Raw genomic sequence first — 18,295 nt, forward strand, 5'->3', positions numbered from 1 at the left:
CGTGATAATATAGACATACGAAGCTGAAGAGGAGATGACCCGCATTGAAGGAAGAGTTAATTAGACGATTTGTATCTTATGCTGAGATGGATACCCAATCCAATGAGGACAGTGAGACCTGCCCGTCCACACCCGGCCAGATGGTACTCGCACATAAGCTGGCAGAAGAACTCCAGGAGCTGGGGCTGACGGAGATTACGGTGGACGAGCATGCATATGTCATGGCTTCCCTGCCGTCCAATACGGATAAAGAGGTTCCGGTGATCGGCTTCCTGGCCCATCTGGATACCGCTACCGATTTCACCGGCACGAATGTGAAGCCGCAGATTGTAGAGAACTATGACGGGCAGGATCTGGTGCTGAATGCAGATCAGAATATTGTCATGTCCACGACAAGCTTCCCGGAGCTGAGCGGTTACAAGGGGCATACCCTGATTACGACCGACGGCACCACCCTGCTGGGGGCGGACAACAAGGCGGGCATCGCAGAGATCGTGACGGCTATGGCCTATCTGCTGGCGCACCCGGAGATTAAGCATGGCAAGATCCGGGTCGCTTTTACCCCCGATGAAGAGATCGGACGCGGCCCGCATAAGTTCGACGTTGCCGCCTTCGGCGCTTCCTATGCCTATACTGTGGACGGAGGCCCGCTCGGGGAGCTGGAATATGAGAGCTTCAATGCCGCCGCCGCCAAAATCAGCTTCCACGGAGTCAATGTTCATCCCGGTACAGCCAAGGGCAAGATGATTCATTCGTCCAAAATCGCCATGGCCTTCCATCTCCGCCTGCCTGCCGGTGAAGCCCCTGAATTCACAGACGGCTATGAGGGGTTCTACCACCTGATCTCCATGCAAGGCAGTGCCGAGCACAGCAAGCTGCATTACATCATCCGTGACTTTGACCGCGGGCAGTTCGAGAACCGCAAATCGAATATCGCCGCAATTGTGGAGGAGTTCAAGTCTACGTACGGGGCGGACAACATCGTGCTGGAGATGAATGATCAATACTACAATATGCGCGAGAAAATCGAGCCGTTGCGGCATATCGTCGATATCGCCCGGGAAGCGATGGAGGGCCTCGGAATCACGCCGGTTATCCGGCCCATCCGCGGAGGGACCGATGGCTCACAGCTCTCTTATATGGGTCTGCCTACCCCGAACATCTTCACCGGGGGCGAGAATTTCCACGGCAAATTTGAATACGCCTCTGTGGACGTCATGCTGCAGGCTGTACAGGTTATCGTTGAGATTGCCCGTCTGGCTGAGCACAAAGCGTAAATAAGATTATATGAAAAACAGCAAAACCCCGTGCCGCCCTGGAACAAGGAGCGCACGGGGTTCTTATATTGCTTTGGTCACAGACCGTTAACCGTCTGTTGCTTTATTGCTTAACCGGCAGCCAGCCCGGCGTATGAATCAGCGCTCTCCAGAGCGGGTCCGGGATCACAAGCTCCGCCTGGGCAGCCGGATCAAGCTCTGTCTTAATCTCATCGGCCCGGCCTCCGGCCAGCTTCTGCACCCAGTCCGGTTCAATCAAAAGCGGGCGGCCCAGTGCCACCAGGCTGATCCCGCTGTCCAGACTCTTCAGGGCATCGGCGGCAGTATAGAGGGAGCCTACGCCGATTACCGGAACCTTGCCCCCTGCACGTTCCACAATCTGTTCGATCCGCGGACGGCTGTCTTCTGTCCCCCGGTGCGGCAGCGACCACAGATCCATGAGGGAGGCATGCAGATAATCAAGCCCCTCCGCTGTCAGCGCATCAATGAGCGCAAAGGTCTCGGCCATCGTAATTCCCGGGGTCTCCGGCTCTTCAGGCGAGAAGCGGTAGCCGACGAGGAATGCGCCCTGTGCATACTGCTTCACCGCAGCCTTGACACTGCGCAGAACAGCCAGCGGGAAGGCGAGACGCTTGTCCAGATCCCCGCCCCAGCGGTCTTCGCGTCTGTTGGAATGCGGCGAGAAGAACTGCTGCAAGAGATACCCGTTCGCACCGTGAATCTCGACGCCATCGAAGCCGGCTTCGATCGCCCGGCGTGTTGCTTCTCCGAAATCAGCGATAATGCCGGTAACCTCTTCCTCCGTCAGCGGGCGCGGGACCGTACCTTGTCCACCGCCAGGCAGCTCTGCCGGTACATCACTTGCACTCACTGGCTGCCCGTCAACCAGCTGCTCCGGCGGGCATTGGCGTCCGCCATGGAAAATCTGAAGCACTGCCTTGGCCCCTTCGCCCTTGATCGCATCCGCCAGCTCACGCAGGCTCGGAATCAGCCCGTCATGGTCTGCTCCGAATTCGCCCGGGAAGCCCTTCCCGCTGCGTGAGACATAGACACAGGCGGTGATAACCATGCCCGCCCCGCCCGAACGGCGGATATAATAATCCAGCTCCGGCCGGGAGACCGTTCCATCCTCATTCGAGGAGAAGTTGGTCATCGGCGCCATGACCACACGGTTCTTCAGTTCAATCCCGTTCTTGAATTCGAACGTCTCCAGCAGCGGGCTATATTCTGTCTTCAGCATACCTACCAGCCTCCATTTATTTAAATCTCAACAAATGTTAGTATACAACTTAATTTTGCACAATACAAATATAACACCTTCGTTTACAGATGCTTTCTATCATAGGGAGGTGCATCTTTCCAGATCACCTTTTCTCCGTAATTCTTGCCCCAGTCATACATCATGCGCAGCACCGGCATCAGGGTATGTCCATACTCCGTCAGGGAGTATTCTACCCGTGGAGGAACCTCCGCATATACCTGCCTGAATACCAGCTGGTCTTCCTCCAGCTCACGAAGCTGGTTAGTCAGCATCTTCTGGGTGATATGGGGGATTAGCCGCTTCAATTCACTGAACCGCTTGGTCCCTTCCAGACCCAGGTGCCACAGTATAATCAGCTTCCACTTGCCGCCGATCACAGCGAGCGTAAGCTCCTTCTCGCAGTTGATCTCCTTCAGATTGATGCGGTCTCTAATTTCAGTTGCCATACCCAGCCCCCTTCCGGCTATCATCTTACTACACAACCACACAACCATCAGCAAGCCCACACAGGCAGCAAAGGATGCTCCCGTCAAGGAAAGCATCCGTGTGATCACTCTATTCTATTCCAAAATGTGCTTTATTCCAAATTGGCATGCTTGCCGAACATCCGGCCGGAGGTCTGCCCCGTCTGCTCCATGATCCGCAGAATGACTGCGTCATAGAACACAAGCAGCGTCTGTTCAAACAAGGAGGCCATCGGCTGCAGCGTGGCATAGCTGCCGCCCGCCTGATCCTTGGGAGCGCCCGGCAGCTTGACTGTATAATCCGCGAGACGTCCGAGTGACGAGTCAGGCAGAATAGTCACGAGGACAACCGCCGCGCCGGCCGCCTTGGCTTTCTCAGCCATGGAGACCAGCCCCTTCGTCTCGCCCGAGCCGGAGCCCAGCACAAGCACATCCCCCGGGCCGATGCCCGGCGTTACCGTCTCTCCGACTACATGCGCCGCCCGTCCTGCCTGCATCAGCCGCATGGCGAAGGCCCGGCCCATCAGGCCGGAACGCCCGGCACCGGCCACGAAGATCTGGCCGGAGCGCAGCAGCAGCTCCGTAAGCGCCTCTCCTTCTCCGGCATCCAGCCCGGAGACCGAGCCCTGCAGCTCCTTCACAATCTCCTGTGCGTAATGCAGCGTGTCCATAGCCGCTTAAGCCTGGCTTACAAGGCGCTTCATCTCCGCCGCAGCTGCCTTCATGTCCGCTTCGCCGGTAATGCCGCCGCCCACGATTACCAGATCAGGCTGCGCAGCAATCACTTCAGGCAGTGTGCTCAGCTTAATGCCGCCGGCAATTGCCGTTTTGGCCCGGGTAACCACGCTCTTAATATCTCTCAGATCCGCGAAGGAATTCTTGCCTTCCGCCTGATGATCATAGCCGGAATGCACGCAGACATAATCCACACCGAGCGCATCCACTTCAGCGGCTCTGGCCTTGAGATCCTTCACGTTGATCAGATCGACCAGGATCTCAGCACCGGTCTTCTTGGCTTCCTCTACCGCGCCGCGGATCGTCGAATCATCGGACACGCCCAGCACCGTCACGATGCCCGCGCCCGCTTCCACTGCCTTCATGACCTCATAGCCGCCGGCATCCATAATTTTGAGATCGGCCAGCACTGTAAGTGCCGGAAAAGCGTCCTTGATCGCTTTTACCGCATGCAGCCCCTCATTGATAACCACCGGTGTTCCAATCTCAACGATATCTATAAATTCGGCAACCTCTGCAACAACCGCCTTGGCTCCGGCAATATCCACCAGATCGAGTGCTAACTGTAATTTCATAGGTGTAAGTTCTCCTTATCCGTAATATATTTTGGGAAGTGATGTTCTTAGTCTAGGGATATACTGCCGATAAGGGAAGTAGGCACTTTATTGTGAGGTAGTCACCTGGAGGATACTATTGGGCTAAACCGCGGCTTTTTTGGCGTCATGTCCGAAATCCTGCTGCATTTTCACAAAAGCTGTGCTACCATACATTTGATTCAAATATTCACCGCCATAAGCAATCTTAAGAAGAAGGTGTAAGATGGAAACAAGCAAGCCCAAAGCATTTAACTTAATGAAGCTGACCTGGCCGATCTTCCTGGAGCTGTTCCTGTTCATGCTTATGGGAAGTATGGATACCTTCATGATCAGCTCCGTGTCCGATGATGCGGTCTCCGGTGTCGGAGCGGCCAATCAGATTATTGCCATAGCCATTCTGGCGCTTAGTGTCATCGGGAACGGCGCGGCTATCGTCGTGTCGCAATATCTCGGCTCCAAGCAACCCAAGGAAGCCGCCAGAGTCATCGGCAATGCAGTGACCTTGAATCTTGCGGTAGGGATCGTACTCAGTACGGTGATGCTCCTGCTCGGAGGCCATCTGCTGCAGGCGCTGAACGTGAAGGGCGACATTCTCGCCTACGCCCGCTCGTATATCAACATTGTCGGAGGCGCGATCTTCCTGCAGGCACTGATCAACGCGCTGGCTGCCACCATCCGCACCCACGGCTTCACCAAGCAGACGATGGCAGTGTCGCTGCTGATGAACGTCATCCATGTCGGCGGCAACTATCTGCTGATCTTCGGGCATTTCGGACTGCCTGCACTCGGCGTAGAGGGGGCTGCCATCTCAACGGTGATTAGCCGCTCGATCGCTCTGCTTCTGTTCTTCGTACTGCTCTACCGGATTATGGAGGTACGCGTGAAATGGAGCTATTACATTCATCTCTCCAGGAAATACGTGCTGCAGATTCTCAAAATCGGCATTCCGTCCGCCTTCGAATCGGTCATGTACCAGTGCTGCCAGCTCGTCTTCACCCTGTACATCACCTATTTGGGGGCCGAGGCCATGGCTACCCGCCAGTATGCGGTCAATATCTCGAACTACATCTTCCTGTTCAGCGTAGCGGTGGCGATGGGGACCTCAATTATTGTCGGCCACCTTGTAGGTGCAAGACGGACACAGGAGGCTTACTCACGCGTCTTCACCAGTGTGAAATGGGCGCTGCTGGTCACGGTCATCATGGACCTGATCGTTATTCTCTTCCGTAAGCCGCTACTGGGCCTGTTCACAGATAACGAGCTGATTATCGCCATGGGTGCCCAGGTCATCCTGCTCAGCTTCTTCCTGGAGACCGGGCGGACCTGCAATCTTGTCATTATCAACTCGCTGCGCGCATCGGGCGATGCCAAGTTCCCGGTCTACATGGGCATGATTTCTATGGTGTGCATGAGTCTGCCGCTGGGGTACTTCCTGGTGTTCACACTGGATCTGGGTCTGGCCGGGGTCTGGCTGGCCACTGCGTTCGACGAATGGGTGCGGGCCGTCATTATGTATTTCCGCTGGAAAAGCAGAGCCTGGGAGAAGCACGGCCTGATCCGGCACGAATTGCCGGAACCGCCGGATGCCGCTCCAGTGGCCCCGGCGCACTAACTCTGCGGCGGGTCTTGATGCCTGCTCCTCACCAATAAGGGATGCTGATCAGCCCAATTTCCGGCGGCTGATTAGCATCCCTGTGTTTTACGCTTGTCCCCTGTTCAATTCCCCTTGGCTACAGCTTCCTTATGCCTGGCTGCGAACTGCTCCGGTGTGACCGCTTTGCCGAACAGCGCCTGAATCATATCCAGATGGACCTGGGCAGCATTGGGCTTCATCTGCACATCTGCGAACAGGGTAATACTGCCGGCACTGTTCAATTCATTCAGCAGATCGACGGACAGCTGCGGCAGCTCCCCATTCGTGGTATCGACCTTGGTCGCCGGGATCACCCCCGCACTCGTCACCGAAGCCTCTCCCCATTTGTTGACGAAGTATTCGACAAAAGCCTTGGCCTCCTCCTTCACTCTGGACGATTCCGCTACGAACAGTCCGACCCCCGGACCGCCCACCCAGCTGCTCAGCTTCCCCTTCCCGCCTTCCACTGTAGGGAATTTGAAGAAGCCGACCTTGTCCTTGAAGGCCTGCGGAATATCCGGGTTGGTCGTGAAGTTGGGCAGCTCCCAGGTACCGGTCAGGTACATGGCCGCTTTTTCCTCCATGAATTCCGATTTGCCCTCATCATACGACAATCCGTTGAAGCCGTTATTGAAGGCGTTCATATCCACCAGGCTCTGCACTTCCGCCGCAGCCCGGACCAGTCCGGGATCATCGAAATAGCCCGTCCCCTCCGTTGCCCGCTTCAGCGTCTCGCTTCCGGCAATCCGGTCCGCCAGATACATATACCACATCGAGCCTGTCCAGCGGTCCTTATTGCCCAGCGCCACCGGAGGCACACCGTGACTGGAGAGCGCCCGCACCACTGCCTTGAACTCCTCATAAGTCGAAGGTACTTGAAGATTATATTGAGCGAAGATCTCTTTATTATAAAAGATCGGCGAAATGTTCATCTCCAGAGGCAGCGCATAGGTCTTGTTATCGACAACGTAAGCCTCCGTCGTGCTCGCCAAGAACTTGCCCTTAAGCTGTTCGCCGTTCAGGATGTCATCCAGCGGAGCGAACAGGCCGCCTCTTACATAAGGCTCCATGAAGCCGGCCGCCCAGGTGATGCCCACATCAGGGAGGTCGTTGGAGGCGGAGAGTACCTTGAGCTTGCTTTTATACTGCTCATTCTCCAGCACATCCTGCTTGATGATCATACCCGGATGCTCCTTCTCATATTCCGCGATAATCTGGCTAACCAGCTTATACTGCTGGGCGGAGAGTCCGGCGGGCCAGATGTGCATCATATGAATGGTTACTTTGGGGGAAGAGGCATCGGTAGCTTCCAGCACACTGTTCTTGTCTCCCGCAGAGCTGCAGCCTGTCAGAACCAGTAGCCCGATACAGGCCAGGAGCAGGCCCTTGGTGATGTGATTCCTTCGCATTGCCATTGCCTCCCAAATCTCACATTGCACAAGGCCGGTCGTATCCATGTAATCGCTATCAGTAAAATTCTAGCATCGTACCCCGGGGCGGATAAGGGCACACTTATTGGCTAAAATACCACATTTATTGGATTTCCTCCGATCCGCCCTTCATCTGCTGCCGGTAACGGCTCGGGCTTATAGCCTCCAAAGACTTAAAGACCTTGATGAAATATTTATCCGTCCGATACCCCACACGCTCTCCGATCTCCCCGACCGGCAGCGCGGTCTGCAGCAATAGCTCCTTCGCCCGCTGAATCCGCAGACGGGACAGATATTCGGTGAAGGAGACCCCGGCCTGCTCCTTGAACAGCACGCTGAAATAACTGGCATTCAGGTGGATCAGCCCCGCAACCTCAGCCATCGTCAGCTGTTCGTGCAGATGCTGCTCCACATAGGCTATCGCCTCCTTGACCGGCTGCCCCATGCCCGCCTGATCCGGGTCAATCTCCAGCAGCTTGTGATCCACCAGCTTCTCCAGCTTCACATGGCGCTGCTGCTCCTCCTCCCGTTTCAGCGCATCCTCGACCACTGTCAGCAGCTCGGACTTGTCCAGCGGCTTCAGCAGATAATTAACCGCTCCCAGCCGCATCGCCTGCTGCACATAATCGAATTCTGCATAGCCGGAGATGACAATAATCACCGGCTTCCGGGGAGACTCCTGAAGCGAATAGATCAGATCCAGCCCGCTTACCTCCGGCATGCGCACATCTGTAATCAGCAGATGGACCCGCTCCTGCCGCAGCCGCTCGCGCGCTTCCACCCCGTTGTCGCAGGTCTCCACGCTATACCGGCCTGCCGCCCATAATTCCAGCGTCTGCTTAATCCCCTGACGCGTTCTTGGTTCATCATCTACGATTAGAATCGTCTTGTTGCCCAGACTCATAGGTATCTCCTCCAGTGCTTGGAATCTCAAACCTTATTACGGTCCCTTCAGATCGCTTGCTCTCCACGATCAGGCCTTCCGTCTTCATGCCCGCTTCCGCGTAGTACAGCTTCAGCCGCCGCTGCACATTCACCAGCCCCACTCCGCTGCCCTTGGCAGAGACCGGCGGCCCGCCGTCCAGCGCATCGCGCAGCGCCAGCAGGGTGACCTCGTCCATGCCCGGGCCGTTGTCCGACACCCTCACCGAGGTCCATCCCTTGCGGGAGGACGGGGTGATCACCACTTCAACCACTCCGCTGCCGACTCGGCTCTCCACCCCATGGAGAATCGCGTTCTCGACAATCGGCTGAATCAGCAGCTTGGGCACAGGTACCGCGGCCTCATGCGGGTCAATCCTGATGTCCCAGGACAGCCGTTCTCCCATCCGCATCTCCATAATCCGCAGATACCGCCTGATCTGCTCCGCCTCTTCACTCAGCGTTACCCATTCATCCTTGTTATGGGGGCTGCCAATAATATAGCGGAACAGCCTGGACATCATGACGACTAATCCGGCCAGCTCCTCCTCGCCCTTCTCCTCCAGCGACCAGTTGAAGGCCTCGAGTGTATTGAACAGGAAATGGGGATTGATCTGCGCCTGTAAGGCTTTAAGCTCGGTCCGGCTCTGCAGGAGCTCCTTCTCATAGACCACCCTGATCAAATCATTAATATTAGCCACCATACCGTTGTAGGTATTATTCAGCTCCCGCAGCTCCATGGTCGATACCTTCTGCGAATTGGGGGTCAGCACCCCCATGCGGGATTTACGCATCGCCCGGATCAGATGAATGATCGGCCGGGTAATCATCGTCGACAGCAGGAAGGAGATAATCAGGAACAGCACGGTTCCAATTCCGCCTGACACCAGCAGCACCGTCCGCAGCACGGACAGCCCCTTGGTGACATAGCTGACAGGCGTCAGCACCAGCAGCGTCCAGGATGTCTTATCCGAGCGCAGCTTGACCTGCACATACTCCTTGCCCCGGAAGGTTACCGTCTGATCCCCGCTCTCCAGCAGCGGCAGCAGCTCCTCCTGCGGCGTTCCGCTGCTGCCGAGGAGCTGGCCTTCATCATTCACGAGCAGCACCGACTCCCCGCTGTCACTGCCGGAGAACGGGTCGTCAAGCTGGAAGTAGCTGCGCTGGATGCGGGCCATCAGGTAGCCGCCCCGCGAGAACCAGCGGTCCATCAGGCTGACCTGGCGGATCGCCAGCAGGCTCTGGTCATCATGGGGATCAACGCCGATCCAGACCAGCCGGCCCTTCTGGCTGTTAGCCTCACTGATATGCAACTCGTTGATCCTGCTCTCCAGACTGCCGTCCTTAATCGGGAATAACAGTCTATAATCGGCGGTATATAGCTCCAGCGAGCCTACGCTCGGCATGTACGCCTGATAACTGGAGATAATCTGCAGCAGCGACTGGCGCTGATTGAAGGACACCTCATTGCCGTTCAGCTCCTCCAGCAGCAGCTGTTGCACGGTAGGATGGTTGGCCACCTGCTCCATCAGGCTGTCAATCTGGCCGGTCAGCGCATCCAGCCTTCCGTTGGCCTGAACCGCCGTCTGCTGGATATGCCGCTCGGCATTGTTTTTGAGCAGAATAGAGACACGGTCATACACAAATGCCCCCGACACCAGAATAATAATAAGCATCACCAGCAAAAAACCGATGAATATCTGATTGCGCAATGTGTTGAGCTCTCGGAATCTCTGAAACATCGGAATTCCCTCTTTCGTTGGCAGCGTTTCCAACTCTATTCTCCAAACCCCGGGGATTTTGTCAAGATAAATCATCACCCTCAGGCGGAAAGACCATCCCGAAGCTCCTTATTTGCAACAACACCAAAGAGTCCTTAGCACAGTTCTCCCGGGTCGGGAGCTGCCCTAAGGACTTACGCAGAAGACTACTTAGATGAACATGATCGGAGTCACCCATTCAAAATGCAGGGCAAGCCACACAAGAGCCAGCAATACAGCGCCGATGCAGTAACTCATTACTTTACGCCGGGTTGGCTCCAGATAAATATCCAGCGGAATCAATATCATAATCATACCGATCGCAATCCTGTTCAGCATAGGCTTGTGATAGAAAATCCCCGCAGCATTTAGGGCAATGACAAGAAACGTCAGAAGCAGAAGATATTTTCTCATAGCTCCATCATCCCTTGATTTACCATTACTGTCAACCCTGCCAATCCCCCGGCATCTATGAACGGCTTATTTCACAAAAAAAATAGCCCATTGCGGGCAAGAAACGGATAGCTGTATGGGACTGCTGTCTTCTAATTCTGTAGGAACCGGTCAGAGAGCGGCAGCCTAACGAATAGAAACGCTTTTCTTGATAGCCTTCGCGTCCAAATTCTTATTAACGAGCGTAGGCAGCAGCTTCATGCTCCGGGTCATTGGCGAATTGCATTGCCAGCAGGTAGGCACATGTTGGAAGGCAAAGTTGTCGCGTATCCACCCGGTGCATTCTTCCTTGGTGCAGGACCAGATGGCTGTCTCTTCCTGCGGAAGATCGACTACCGATTTTTTACGAAAATACATAAGTACCCCTCCTAATATCTTGGTTAGTGCGTCCTATGAACTGTCATAGCCGAACGGATGCTTGCACTCTAATGCCTGGTCACAAAAAAAAGCTACCCTCAACTGGTGTTAAGGGCAGCTTATTGGTGATATTACAGTTTTACAACGTTCTCAGCCTGTGGTCCACGAGCGCCTTGAGTTACGTTGAACTCAACGCGTTGGCCTTCATCCAAAGACTTGAAGCCTTCGCCAGTGATTGCGGAGAAGTGTACGAATACGTCGCTTCCGCCTTCAACCTCGATAAAACCGAAACCTTTGTCTGCGTTGAACCATTTTACTGTACCTGTTTGCATGATATTACCTCCAAAGTTTATTTAACACATGTCCTTTTATTCCTACGTATTGTACGAACAAATAAAAATTCACACATTGGAAAAGGCTTCAGACACAAATTGATAACCTTTTACAATATGTGAATTAAGGGTTAAATTTATGATTAACTTCATTATAGCACACTAATTCCCGGAATGCAAAGGATTACTTGCACTTCACACAAATAAATTTTAAATTTTAAGAATGCTTGCCGGGCACACGGCTTCTTAGACTCCACCGCGCACCCGCCCGCACCATGAATTAGTCGATATATCCGGCCAATCCCTTGTCCATCAGGTAATCCATTTCCGCGTCAAGAATGGTCTCCACGGTCAACTCGTCCAGCTTCACATCGCGCTGCGCAGTCACATAGTCGACCAGATCATCGTTATCGATATCAATCTCGCCTTTGGCGTTGGCCTTGGCCTTATTGATGAACGTCTGCTCATGCTTCAGCACCAGCCGGATGACAGCCGGGTCCACCTTCGTCTGTGCAGATAATACCTCCACCAGTTCCTGTTCGTTCACTTCGTTACTCATCTTCGTTCGTCAGCTCCTTGGTATATATGAACCCTGATTGTACCACAAGACCTCTTCTGGCGTGCAGCCTCATCTCCACCAGGGAAGAACCGGATATCCGGCAGCCCCTGCGGTTACAGTCTCCCCGATCCTCGGCGTAGCTAGCCGTACTCCTCTCAGCGCCGCAGCAGCCGAGATACGTTCTGCCGGATCGGTCCAGTCATGCATCGACAGAGTGAATGCGCCCCAATGGATGGGGATCAGCAGCCCTCCCTGCACATCGATGTGCGCCTCGACCGTCTGCTCAGGCAGCATATGGATATCTGCCCAGCGCGGATCATATTGGCCGCATTCCATCAGCGTGAGATCGAACGGTCCATACCTGCGTCCGATCTCGGCAAAATGCGGGCCATACCCGCTGTCCCCACTGAAGAAGACCTTGGTCTTCTCCCCTTGAATGACCCAGGAGCACCACAGCGTGGTGTTGCGGTCCAGCAGACTCCGCCCCGAGAAGTGCCGCGCCGGGGCGCAGGTGAAGGTGATCCCTTCATAGATAAGCGTATCGCCCCAGTCCTGCTCGCGGATCTTCTCTGCCTCCACCCCCCAGCGCCGAAGATGCGCGCCGACGCCCAGCGGAACAATGAACAGTCCCACCTTATCCTTGAGCTGGCGGATGGTTCCATAGTCCAGATGATCGTAATGATCATGGGAGAGCAGGACGGCATCCATCTGCGGCAGAAGAGATACCTCCAGCGGAAGCTGCTTGCTGTAGCGGCGGCCGCCGATGAACGGAAACGGTGACGGCGCATGACCCAGCATCGGATCGAGGAACAGGGTCACGCCGTCCATCTCCAGTAGCACCGCCGAATGTCCGAACCAGGTAACCCGGGTGTCGCGGCTCTGTCCAATAGAGGACGGTAACAGCGGCTGCGGCCGAAGAGGCTCGGCGGGTCTGGAGTGAGGGTTGCCCTTAATGAAATCCCTCAGAATGGAGAATCCGCTGCTTCCGGCCTTCTCACCGCTTAGCTCCGCAGTCTGCGGATAAGCGAATTTGCCCTTGTTGTACTGGGCGGAACCGAGGTTCCGGGCCTTCTCCTGCTTCCCCGCCCTCCGCCCGAACGCCGGATAGACGGTCATGAGAAGATACGCAGCGGCAATAATTGCAAGCAGAATGGAACCAATAATAATCAGGGTCATGCGGTAATCCTTCTTTCTGCGGGTTCGTGTCCGGAGTCAGCCTTGTCCTATCTCGTCCGGCCCAGCTTGCGGGCAACGATCAGAATAAGCAGCAGTGAGACCGCAATAATAATGGCATTGAAGCCCCAGCGGCCCTGAAGCCACCAGCTTGTACCGGTCGGCTCTGCTGCCGTTACCGGTACGGGGGCTTCTTGACCAAGCGCAGCCGTTACAAGCTGCTCCCCGCTGATCCGGTCTTTGAAATTAATAATATCATACTGCGGGGCGGATGCCAGCGCGTTGCCATAGAGCAAGGCATAAGGCGTCTTCTCTCCGCCCGCAAATACAAGCCGGTCCACCAAATACTCGATCTTAAGGTCCGTTATGGAGATTGGAGCATCGTCCAGATTGTAGATGACCACCCGCAGGGAATCAGCGGTGACTGGCATAACCGGCTGAATCTCCGTCCGGGAGATGCGCGTATCCTTGAAATCCAGCCAGTACAGCTCACCGCTTCCGGTGACCGGTATCTTAACTCCGTCACCGTCATACAGTTCATAGCGCCGCAGGAAATTTCCGGTGCTGCCGAGCATCACCTTCCCGATCCTCAGCCGGTCCGTGTTGCTTATTACCATCTCAGTCCGGTTCTTCACCTGCGTAATCTCCGTCTGCGGCGTCTTCTGCCGCATGAAGGCGGCCGTGCTCCACTCTCTGCTGCTGTCCACCAGCGTCAGGCCGGGGAACTCCAGCCCTTCCGGGTTGTTCTTCACCACAAGCCGGTAATAGCTGAACTTGTAGCTGCGCTCCAGCGTAATGCTGTCCTCACTTAACCCGCTTGTGGCATACAGATCCCCAGTGCCCAGCAGCTCCCAGGCCTGCCCGTCATAACCGCCCCATACCTCTACATGCTTCAGGAAGGATTCGGCCGGAAGCTCGAACACCAGCCGGTTCCCCTGGATATCGACATGCTCGGCAAGCGGCTTAATCTGATAGTCCAGCAGGGTATCTGTCTCTTTCACTGCCTTGTGGATCAGGGCTGTTGAATAGACCGCGCTATGCTCCTCCACCGTCTCCGCTCCGCTCTCCCTATAATACGGAACCGGAGCGCCGGTACTGTCCTGTATACGCAGATCTCGCAGGTCCTCAGCCGCCGAGCGGTACACCGCTTCATCCAGATACAATTCATAGTAAGGAGCCGTCTCCGGGACGGAGATTTCGCGCGAGAACTTCCATTGCCCGCCGCCCGTTTTCTCCGTTCCGCCGGATGCCGCTGCCGCACTGTGCGCCGGGAGAGCGCCGGGACCCAGCACGAATCCGCCCAATACGGCGAGCAGCAAGGCTGCTCTAGCTCTCCGGCCTGTCTTGCTCAGCAAGCGCATAAGCTTCCTCCATTCTGACCGATATCCGCTGGTAGAGGTAGGATATCCCCAGCAGGCAGAGTCCGAAGCTGAAGTACGCGATGATCTTGCTGCCGGTGTTCAGCAGGGTCAAGTCATAGAGCAGCAGCTTGCCGGTTGCCAGCAGAGACAGCGCCAGTCCGAAGCGGCGGATATACAGATATCTTTTCCAGAAGCCATACATAATGAACAGCACCGAGAGCAGCAGATAGAGCAGACTGAAGGCCAGCCCGCCGTCACGCACCTGCATCTGCACACCCAGGAACGCCGTAATCATCACCAGCAGATAGATGCCCATAGCTACCGGATACAGCTCTATATTCTTGTAATCGCGCAGCAGTGTTGCCCGCAGCAGCCTTGCACTGCTGAACCATACGAACACATTGAACAGGATCAAGAGACCCAGTACCACAATATCTGCGGCTGTGCTGCCGGACCAGCCCTCCGGAAGACTGGGCAGACCCAGCGTAATGCCGATGCAGACCGCATAGGCGACCCCATGCAGCACCAGCACCATGATGCCGACCACCCTGTCATACAGAACGTTCACCTTCGGCAGCGCATAAGCAAGACCAGAGGTTAAGAGACCCGCCAGCAGCAGCTTGTAAAAGGCATTGTGCGCCATATCCTCCGGCACCAGCCAGTCGTGCAGGCGCAAGGCTTCATACACCACATACGCATAGAAATTGACGATAGCGGCGTACTTGAACCAGACGGTAGCCTGCACCTCCGCAGGCGCGCTGCGGAGCAGCGTCTCCTGATTCGAATAACGGACGGCATACAATAAGGCTACAATTCCCATTCCCGCCGTGATAAAGGTATATTTCAGATCGAAATAGGAGTTCGTGTAGTAGATTACTGCGTTATAATCCGAGAGCTGCAGCAGAACGTCGAATCCGAAGAAGGTCAGCAGACAGAGGGAAAGAATGCCCCAGCCTGCGCGTTCCACCATCTTGAAACGGTACAGATGTCCGTAGACCGTAAGCGCCACCCCTTCCACCAGCCAGCCGATGGACCACCAGGCCGCTCCCAGCTGGAACGGAATCATCAGGATGGCGAAGGTCAGCGAGGTGACGTAGAAGAGCAGACGGCTCTCACGTTCCTGTGGCATCTGCTTCTCCAGCAGCACGCCCAGTCCCAGATACATCAGACAGAAGGCCAAGGCCAGCGCGCCCTTGAAGTCATCCAGCCCTGCATTCAGGAACAGAACATACAGCGTCATGCAGCTAACTAGTGTGTTACAGCCCAGCAGGCAGAAGTCCAGCCAGTTGAGCTTCGTCTTGAACTTGAACGGGTACCAGAGCGTAATGCCCAGATACATCGCGAAGGTCAGTACAGCGCAGGCGATGCCCGCAGCGTAGCTATCCGCCAGGTATATCAGCAGCAGAATAGACGGCGTGTTGAACAGGAAGCTGATATAATTGACCACCACCCAGCGCTTGCGCAGGGAGATCAGCAGAATCAGCAGGTTCAGTACGAACAGATACCCCATCGCCGCATACACCGCACTGCCCTCCAGCCCGAAGGCTCCTATGTAAGAGAAGAGCGGCAGATAGCCTCCGACAAGCCCCATGGAGCAGATCGTCCGTGACTCATAGCGCAGCGACAGCAGCACAGCGGACAGCGTGACCAGCACCGACAGGCCGATCCCGGCCCATAACCCGATAATCTCCAGCAGAAAATAACTGTAAAATATCGAGCCGTACAACACCGACACCCCGCCGCCAATCAAGCCCAGCGCGAAGGCTCCCCGCCCCTTGCGGAACAGCCATTCCCCGCCGGCCAGCATGACTGCCCCCAGCAGGAAGAAGGCGCTGCCCTTCATATAATCATTGAACCAGGTGGAGTAGGTGTATCTGAACCCGGCGCCCACCGCCAGGATCAGCAGCAGAATGCCCAGGCGGTTGATCCAGTTCAGGCCGATCTTCATTTCGATCCGGTTCTGCTTGCGGCGGCGCAGCAGGGTCTCCTCGTCAACCCCTTCGGCAGCCATATCATCCAGCCCGCTGTCCATCTTCCCCTTCAGGGACCGCTCTGCCTCCCGCTGCCATTGTCTGCGTAGCAGAATGCTCTCATTCAGCTTCGCCTGTACCTCATCCAGAATATAAGTAATCTGTGTCTTCTCCTGGCCCAGCTCGCGGGCACCTATAGTGTACATCTCCTCAATACGCCGCTTGGCCTCCTGCTCGAAGGACGTCAGCCGGTCCAGATACGCATGATCCCGTGAGGCAAAATAAGTCTGCAGCTTCTGCCGCGATACCCGCAGAATACCCAGCTTCTCATCCAGAATCTGCTCGGCCAGCGCAGTCCGCAGCTCCGAGTTGTCACGCTCAAGCCTCGCAGCCTGAGCCTTCAGCTCTGCCAGGCTCTGCCTGTTTGCCCCATTTTCCTGCCTCAGCACTTCATTCTCGCGGACGAGATCACTGCTCTCGTATTCTTCAATCAAAGACTGGTATTCCTTCAAAAGCCCGTCCTGCTGCTGCTGCACAGCCCTCATCCGATCTCTGAAATCCTCCATAAGCACCCCCCAGTATCTGCTAACCGGCAAATTGTTAATATATTGTTATTACTATATTTCTATTCACCACCACAGACCTTACAAAAACACAATCACTTAGTTAAGATCCTGTCACATTTTTGTCTTGGCAAACGTTATAGGTTTATTATTATCTTATTATTTGGTAGACGGGGAGAATCGGACATTGAAACTGAACCTGCACAAACCGCAAAAACGTTATATCCTCATCCTTCTGCTGATGGCAGTAGTCTTCCTGCCTGTGCAGTTTAGACATAAAGCGATGACCAAGCTGAGCATTACCGGCCTTGATGGAGTCACAATCTCGACAGATGCCTATGCGCTGACAGCGGATCATAAGCTTATGGTGGATAAAGACCTCGCTGAACAGATACTGAAGGCGCGTATCGGCTGGGAGAAGGAGGCTCCGCTTCCCAAGGGTATATACTACAGGGATCATGTGGCGGTACTCATGTATCACCATCTGACAGATGACCCGTTGATGCTCTATCCCGGCGTATTACCCGCAGCACAGTTTGATCAGCAGCTGCAGCTGCTGAAGCAGGAGGGCTTCCATGTCATTACGATGAAGCAATACCGGCAGTTCATGCTGGACCGCGCGCCGGTTCCCGATAATGCGGTTCTATTGACGTTCGATGACGGCTATGAGAGCTTTTATAAGCTGGCTTTTCCCATTCTGCAAAAGCACGGCTATACCGCAGTGAACTTCATCATTGTCTCTGATGTGGATCACCCCATTAAGCATCAGGTGCCCAAGCTGACCTGGGAGCAGATGCGGGAGATGAAGCGCGCCGGAATGGACTTTTATAACCATACGTATAATCTGCATAATTACGCTGTCGTCGATGCAGAGGGCGGAACCCGCCCGGCGGCGAGCGCCTTGCTGTACATTCATGATGAGAACCGGAATGAGCTGAATGAAGAATACTATAGAAGAGTAACCGGGGACCTGGCCCATGCGGAGCGCAGGCTGACAGAAGAATTAGGCAATACGGATTCGGCTATCGCTTTCCCTTACGGCTCGTATAATGACAAGCTGCTTGAGATATGCGATTCACTCGGCATTCAGCTGAAATTCAATATCGGGCTGGGCTTAGGCTCCAGAACCACGCTGAATGCTCCACGGATCAATGAAGGGAACCGGACACTCACCCCGGCACTGTCCATCCAGCAGCTGAAGCAATTCGAGCCGCCGATGGTTCTGACTGTGAATTCCCGGAAGCTCCCCCTTGCCGGACCCCCGCCGGAGCTGAAGAACGGGAAAGTCCTGGTCCCGCTGGATGCGCTATGCACCGGGCTAGGCGTGGAGATGCATTACGACAGCAGCAGCGGAGTAGTGAAGCTGACGCCCGTCAGCCGGAAAGAGGCCGGGTGAGGACGCGACCATTGCTTCGCAGCAGATTCGGGGCTGATCCGCAGCCGGTAACAG

The 18,295-nt window shown here is 55.3% G+C and carries 17 protein-coding genes; 3 read left to right on the forward strand and 14 right to left on the reverse strand.

All coding sequences use genetic code 11. The features are described 5' to 3' along the window. Positions 1–44: 44 nt before the first annotated feature. Positions 45–1,277 carry a peptidase T gene (gene pepT, locus MHH28_RS20880; RefSeq protein WP_405105148.1) on the forward strand — a complete coding sequence of 411 codons (1,233 nt, stop codon included), beginning with the start codon at positions 45–47 and terminating at the stop codon, positions 1,275–1,277. Between the two features lie 103 nt (positions 1,278–1,380). Here pepT and MHH28_RS20885 read toward each other — a convergent pair whose 3' ends face one another. The 4 genes from MHH28_RS20885 to hxlA form a co-directional block, all read right to left on the reverse strand. After that, complete coding sequence (locus MHH28_RS20885; RefSeq protein WP_405105150.1) at positions 1,381–2,517, reverse strand: NADH-dependent flavin oxidoreductase; 1,137 nt, start codon at positions 2,515–2,517, stop codon at positions 1,381–1,383. 83 nt (positions 2,518–2,600) lie between these two features. Further along, positions 2,601–2,984 (reverse strand): winged helix-turn-helix transcriptional regulator, encoded by a 384-nt coding sequence (locus tag MHH28_RS20890; RefSeq protein ID WP_405105151.1) that lies wholly within the window; start codon positions 2,982–2,984, stop codon positions 2,601–2,603. Between the two features lie 131 nt (positions 2,985–3,115). Next, positions 3,116–3,673 carry a 6-phospho-3-hexuloisomerase gene (gene hxlB / locus MHH28_RS20895; protein ID WP_405105153.1) on the reverse strand — a complete coding sequence of 186 codons (558 nt, stop codon included), beginning with the start codon at positions 3,671–3,673 and terminating at the stop codon, positions 3,116–3,118. Between the two features lie 6 nt (positions 3,674–3,679). Continuing rightward, a complete protein-coding gene (gene hxlA / locus MHH28_RS20900) occupies positions 3,680–4,312 on the reverse strand; it encodes a 3-hexulose-6-phosphate synthase (protein ID WP_405105155.1) in 633 nt (210 codons plus the stop codon). A gap of 244 nt (positions 4,313–4,556) precedes the next feature. Between hxlA and MHH28_RS20905 the strand changes: the two genes are divergently transcribed. Continuing rightward, positions 4,557–5,945, forward strand: a complete 1,389-nt coding sequence (locus tag MHH28_RS20905; RefSeq protein WP_405105157.1) for an MATE family efflux transporter — start codon at positions 4,557–4,559, stop codon at positions 5,943–5,945. A gap of 104 nt (positions 5,946–6,049) precedes the next feature. On the opposite strand, the gene MHH28_RS20910 is transcribed toward MHH28_RS20905, so the two are convergent. The 10 genes from MHH28_RS20910 to MHH28_RS20955 form a co-directional block, all read right to left on the reverse strand. Then, on the reverse strand, positions 6,050–7,375 hold the full coding sequence (locus MHH28_RS20910; RefSeq protein ID WP_405105159.1) for an extracellular solute-binding protein: 1,326 nt from the start codon (positions 7,373–7,375) through the stop codon (positions 6,050–6,052). Between the two features lie 124 nt (positions 7,376–7,499). Beyond that, positions 7,500–8,300 carry a response regulator gene (locus MHH28_RS20915; RefSeq protein WP_405105161.1) on the reverse strand — a complete coding sequence of 267 codons (801 nt, stop codon included), beginning with the start codon at positions 8,298–8,300 and terminating at the stop codon, positions 7,500–7,502. Further along, on the reverse strand, positions 8,263–10,059 hold the full coding sequence (locus tag MHH28_RS20920) for a sensor histidine kinase (RefSeq protein ID WP_405105163.1): 1,797 nt from the start codon (positions 10,057–10,059) through the stop codon (positions 8,263–8,265). Before MHH28_RS20920 ends, MHH28_RS20915 begins: the two co-directional genes overlap by 38 nt. A 189-nt stretch (positions 10,060–10,248) precedes the next feature. Next, the gene (locus tag MHH28_RS20925; protein WP_405105165.1) at positions 10,249–10,491 is read right to left on the reverse strand and encodes a hypothetical protein; all 243 of its coding nucleotides are present in this window, start codon (positions 10,489–10,491) and stop codon (positions 10,249–10,251) included. Between the two features lie 165 nt (positions 10,492–10,656). Next, on the reverse strand, positions 10,657–10,887 hold the full coding sequence (locus MHH28_RS20930; RefSeq protein WP_405105167.1) for a cold-shock protein: 231 nt from the start codon (positions 10,885–10,887) through the stop codon (positions 10,657–10,659). 131 nt (positions 10,888–11,018) lie between these two features. Beyond that, entirely contained in the window at positions 11,019–11,219 is a 201-nt protein-coding gene (locus tag MHH28_RS20935; protein WP_036722718.1) for a cold-shock protein, read from the reverse strand. A gap of 280 nt (positions 11,220–11,499) precedes the next feature. Further along, positions 11,500–11,778, reverse strand: a complete 279-nt coding sequence (locus MHH28_RS20940; RefSeq protein ID WP_340751030.1) for a hypothetical protein — start codon at positions 11,776–11,778, stop codon at positions 11,500–11,502. 69 nt (positions 11,779–11,847) lie between these two features. Continuing rightward, positions 11,848–12,954 carry an MBL fold metallo-hydrolase gene (locus MHH28_RS20945; RefSeq protein WP_405105170.1) on the reverse strand — a complete coding sequence of 369 codons (1,107 nt, stop codon included), beginning with the start codon at positions 12,952–12,954 and terminating at the stop codon, positions 11,848–11,850. A 47-nt stretch (positions 12,955–13,001) separates the two neighbouring features. Then, the gene (locus MHH28_RS20950; RefSeq protein ID WP_405105172.1) at positions 13,002–14,312 is read right to left on the reverse strand and encodes a DUF3999 family protein; all 1,311 of its coding nucleotides are present in this window, start codon (positions 14,310–14,312) and stop codon (positions 13,002–13,004) included. Beyond that, the gene (locus MHH28_RS20955) at positions 14,278–16,848 is read right to left on the reverse strand and encodes a DUF2339 domain-containing protein (protein WP_405105174.1); all 2,571 of its coding nucleotides are present in this window, start codon (positions 16,846–16,848) and stop codon (positions 14,278–14,280) included. Before MHH28_RS20955 ends, MHH28_RS20950 begins: the two co-directional genes overlap by 35 nt. A 184-nt stretch (positions 16,849–17,032) precedes the next feature. Between MHH28_RS20955 and MHH28_RS20960 the strand changes: the two genes are divergently transcribed. Then, positions 17,033–18,241, forward strand: a complete 1,209-nt coding sequence (locus tag MHH28_RS20960) for a polysaccharide deacetylase family protein (RefSeq protein ID WP_405105176.1) — start codon at positions 17,033–17,035, stop codon at positions 18,239–18,241. Positions 18,242–18,295 lie beyond the last annotated feature (54 nt).

The sequence above is a fragment of the Paenibacillus sp. FSL K6-1217 genome, from assembly GCF_045040735.1.
Taxonomy (GTDB): domain Bacteria; phylum Bacillota; class Bacilli; order Paenibacillales; family Paenibacillaceae; genus Paenibacillus_AQ.

Excerpts from the sequence above, each read along its gene's own strand:
- MHH28_RS20950 (WP_405105172.1), bottom strand. The coding sequence starts at position 14,312 with ATGCGCTTGCTGAGCAAGACAGGCCGGAGAGCTAGAGCAGCCTTGCTG.
- hxlB (WP_405105153.1), bottom strand. The coding sequence starts at position 3,673 with ATGGACACGCTGCATTACGCACAGGAGATTGTGAAGGAGCTGCAGGGC.
- MHH28_RS20945 (WP_405105170.1), bottom strand. The coding sequence starts at position 12,954 with ATGACCCTGATTATTATTGGTTCCATTCTGCTTGCAATTATTGCCGCT.
- MHH28_RS20935 (WP_036722718.1), bottom strand. The coding sequence starts at position 11,219 with ATGCAAACAGGTACAGTAAAATGGTTCAACGCAGACAAAGGTTTCGGT.
- MHH28_RS20890 (WP_405105151.1), bottom strand. The coding sequence starts at position 2,984 with ATGGCAACTGAAATTAGAGACCGCATCAATCTGAAGGAGATCAACTGC.
- MHH28_RS20955 (WP_405105174.1), bottom strand. The coding sequence starts at position 16,848 with ATGGAGGATTTCAGAGATCGGATGAGGGCTGTGCAGCAGCAGCAGGAC.
- MHH28_RS20925 (WP_405105165.1), bottom strand. The coding sequence starts at position 10,491 with ATGAGAAAATATCTTCTGCTTCTGACGTTTCTTGTCATTGCCCTAAAT.
- hxlA (WP_405105155.1), bottom strand. The coding sequence starts at position 4,312 with ATGAAATTACAGTTAGCACTCGATCTGGTGGATATTGCCGGAGCCAAG.
- MHH28_RS20905 (WP_405105157.1), top strand. The coding sequence starts at position 4,557 with ATGGAAACAAGCAAGCCCAAAGCATTTAACTTAATGAAGCTGACCTGG.
- MHH28_RS20930 (WP_405105167.1), bottom strand. The coding sequence starts at position 10,887 with ATGTATTTTCGTAAAAAATCGGTAGTCGATCTTCCGCAGGAAGAGACA.
- MHH28_RS20940 (WP_340751030.1), bottom strand. The coding sequence starts at position 11,778 with ATGAGTAACGAAGTGAACGAACAGGAACTGGTGGAGGTATTATCTGCA.
- MHH28_RS20910 (WP_405105159.1), bottom strand. The coding sequence starts at position 7,375 with ATGCGAAGGAATCACATCACCAAGGGCCTGCTCCTGGCCTGTATCGGG.
- MHH28_RS20885 (WP_405105150.1), bottom strand. The coding sequence starts at position 2,517 with ATGCTGAAGACAGAATATAGCCCGCTGCTGGAGACGTTCGAATTCAAG.
- MHH28_RS20920 (WP_405105163.1), bottom strand. The coding sequence starts at position 10,059 with ATGTTTCAGAGATTCCGAGAGCTCAACACATTGCGCAATCAGATATTC.
- MHH28_RS20915 (WP_405105161.1), bottom strand. The coding sequence starts at position 8,300 with ATGAGTCTGGGCAACAAGACGATTCTAATCGTAGATGATGAACCAAGA.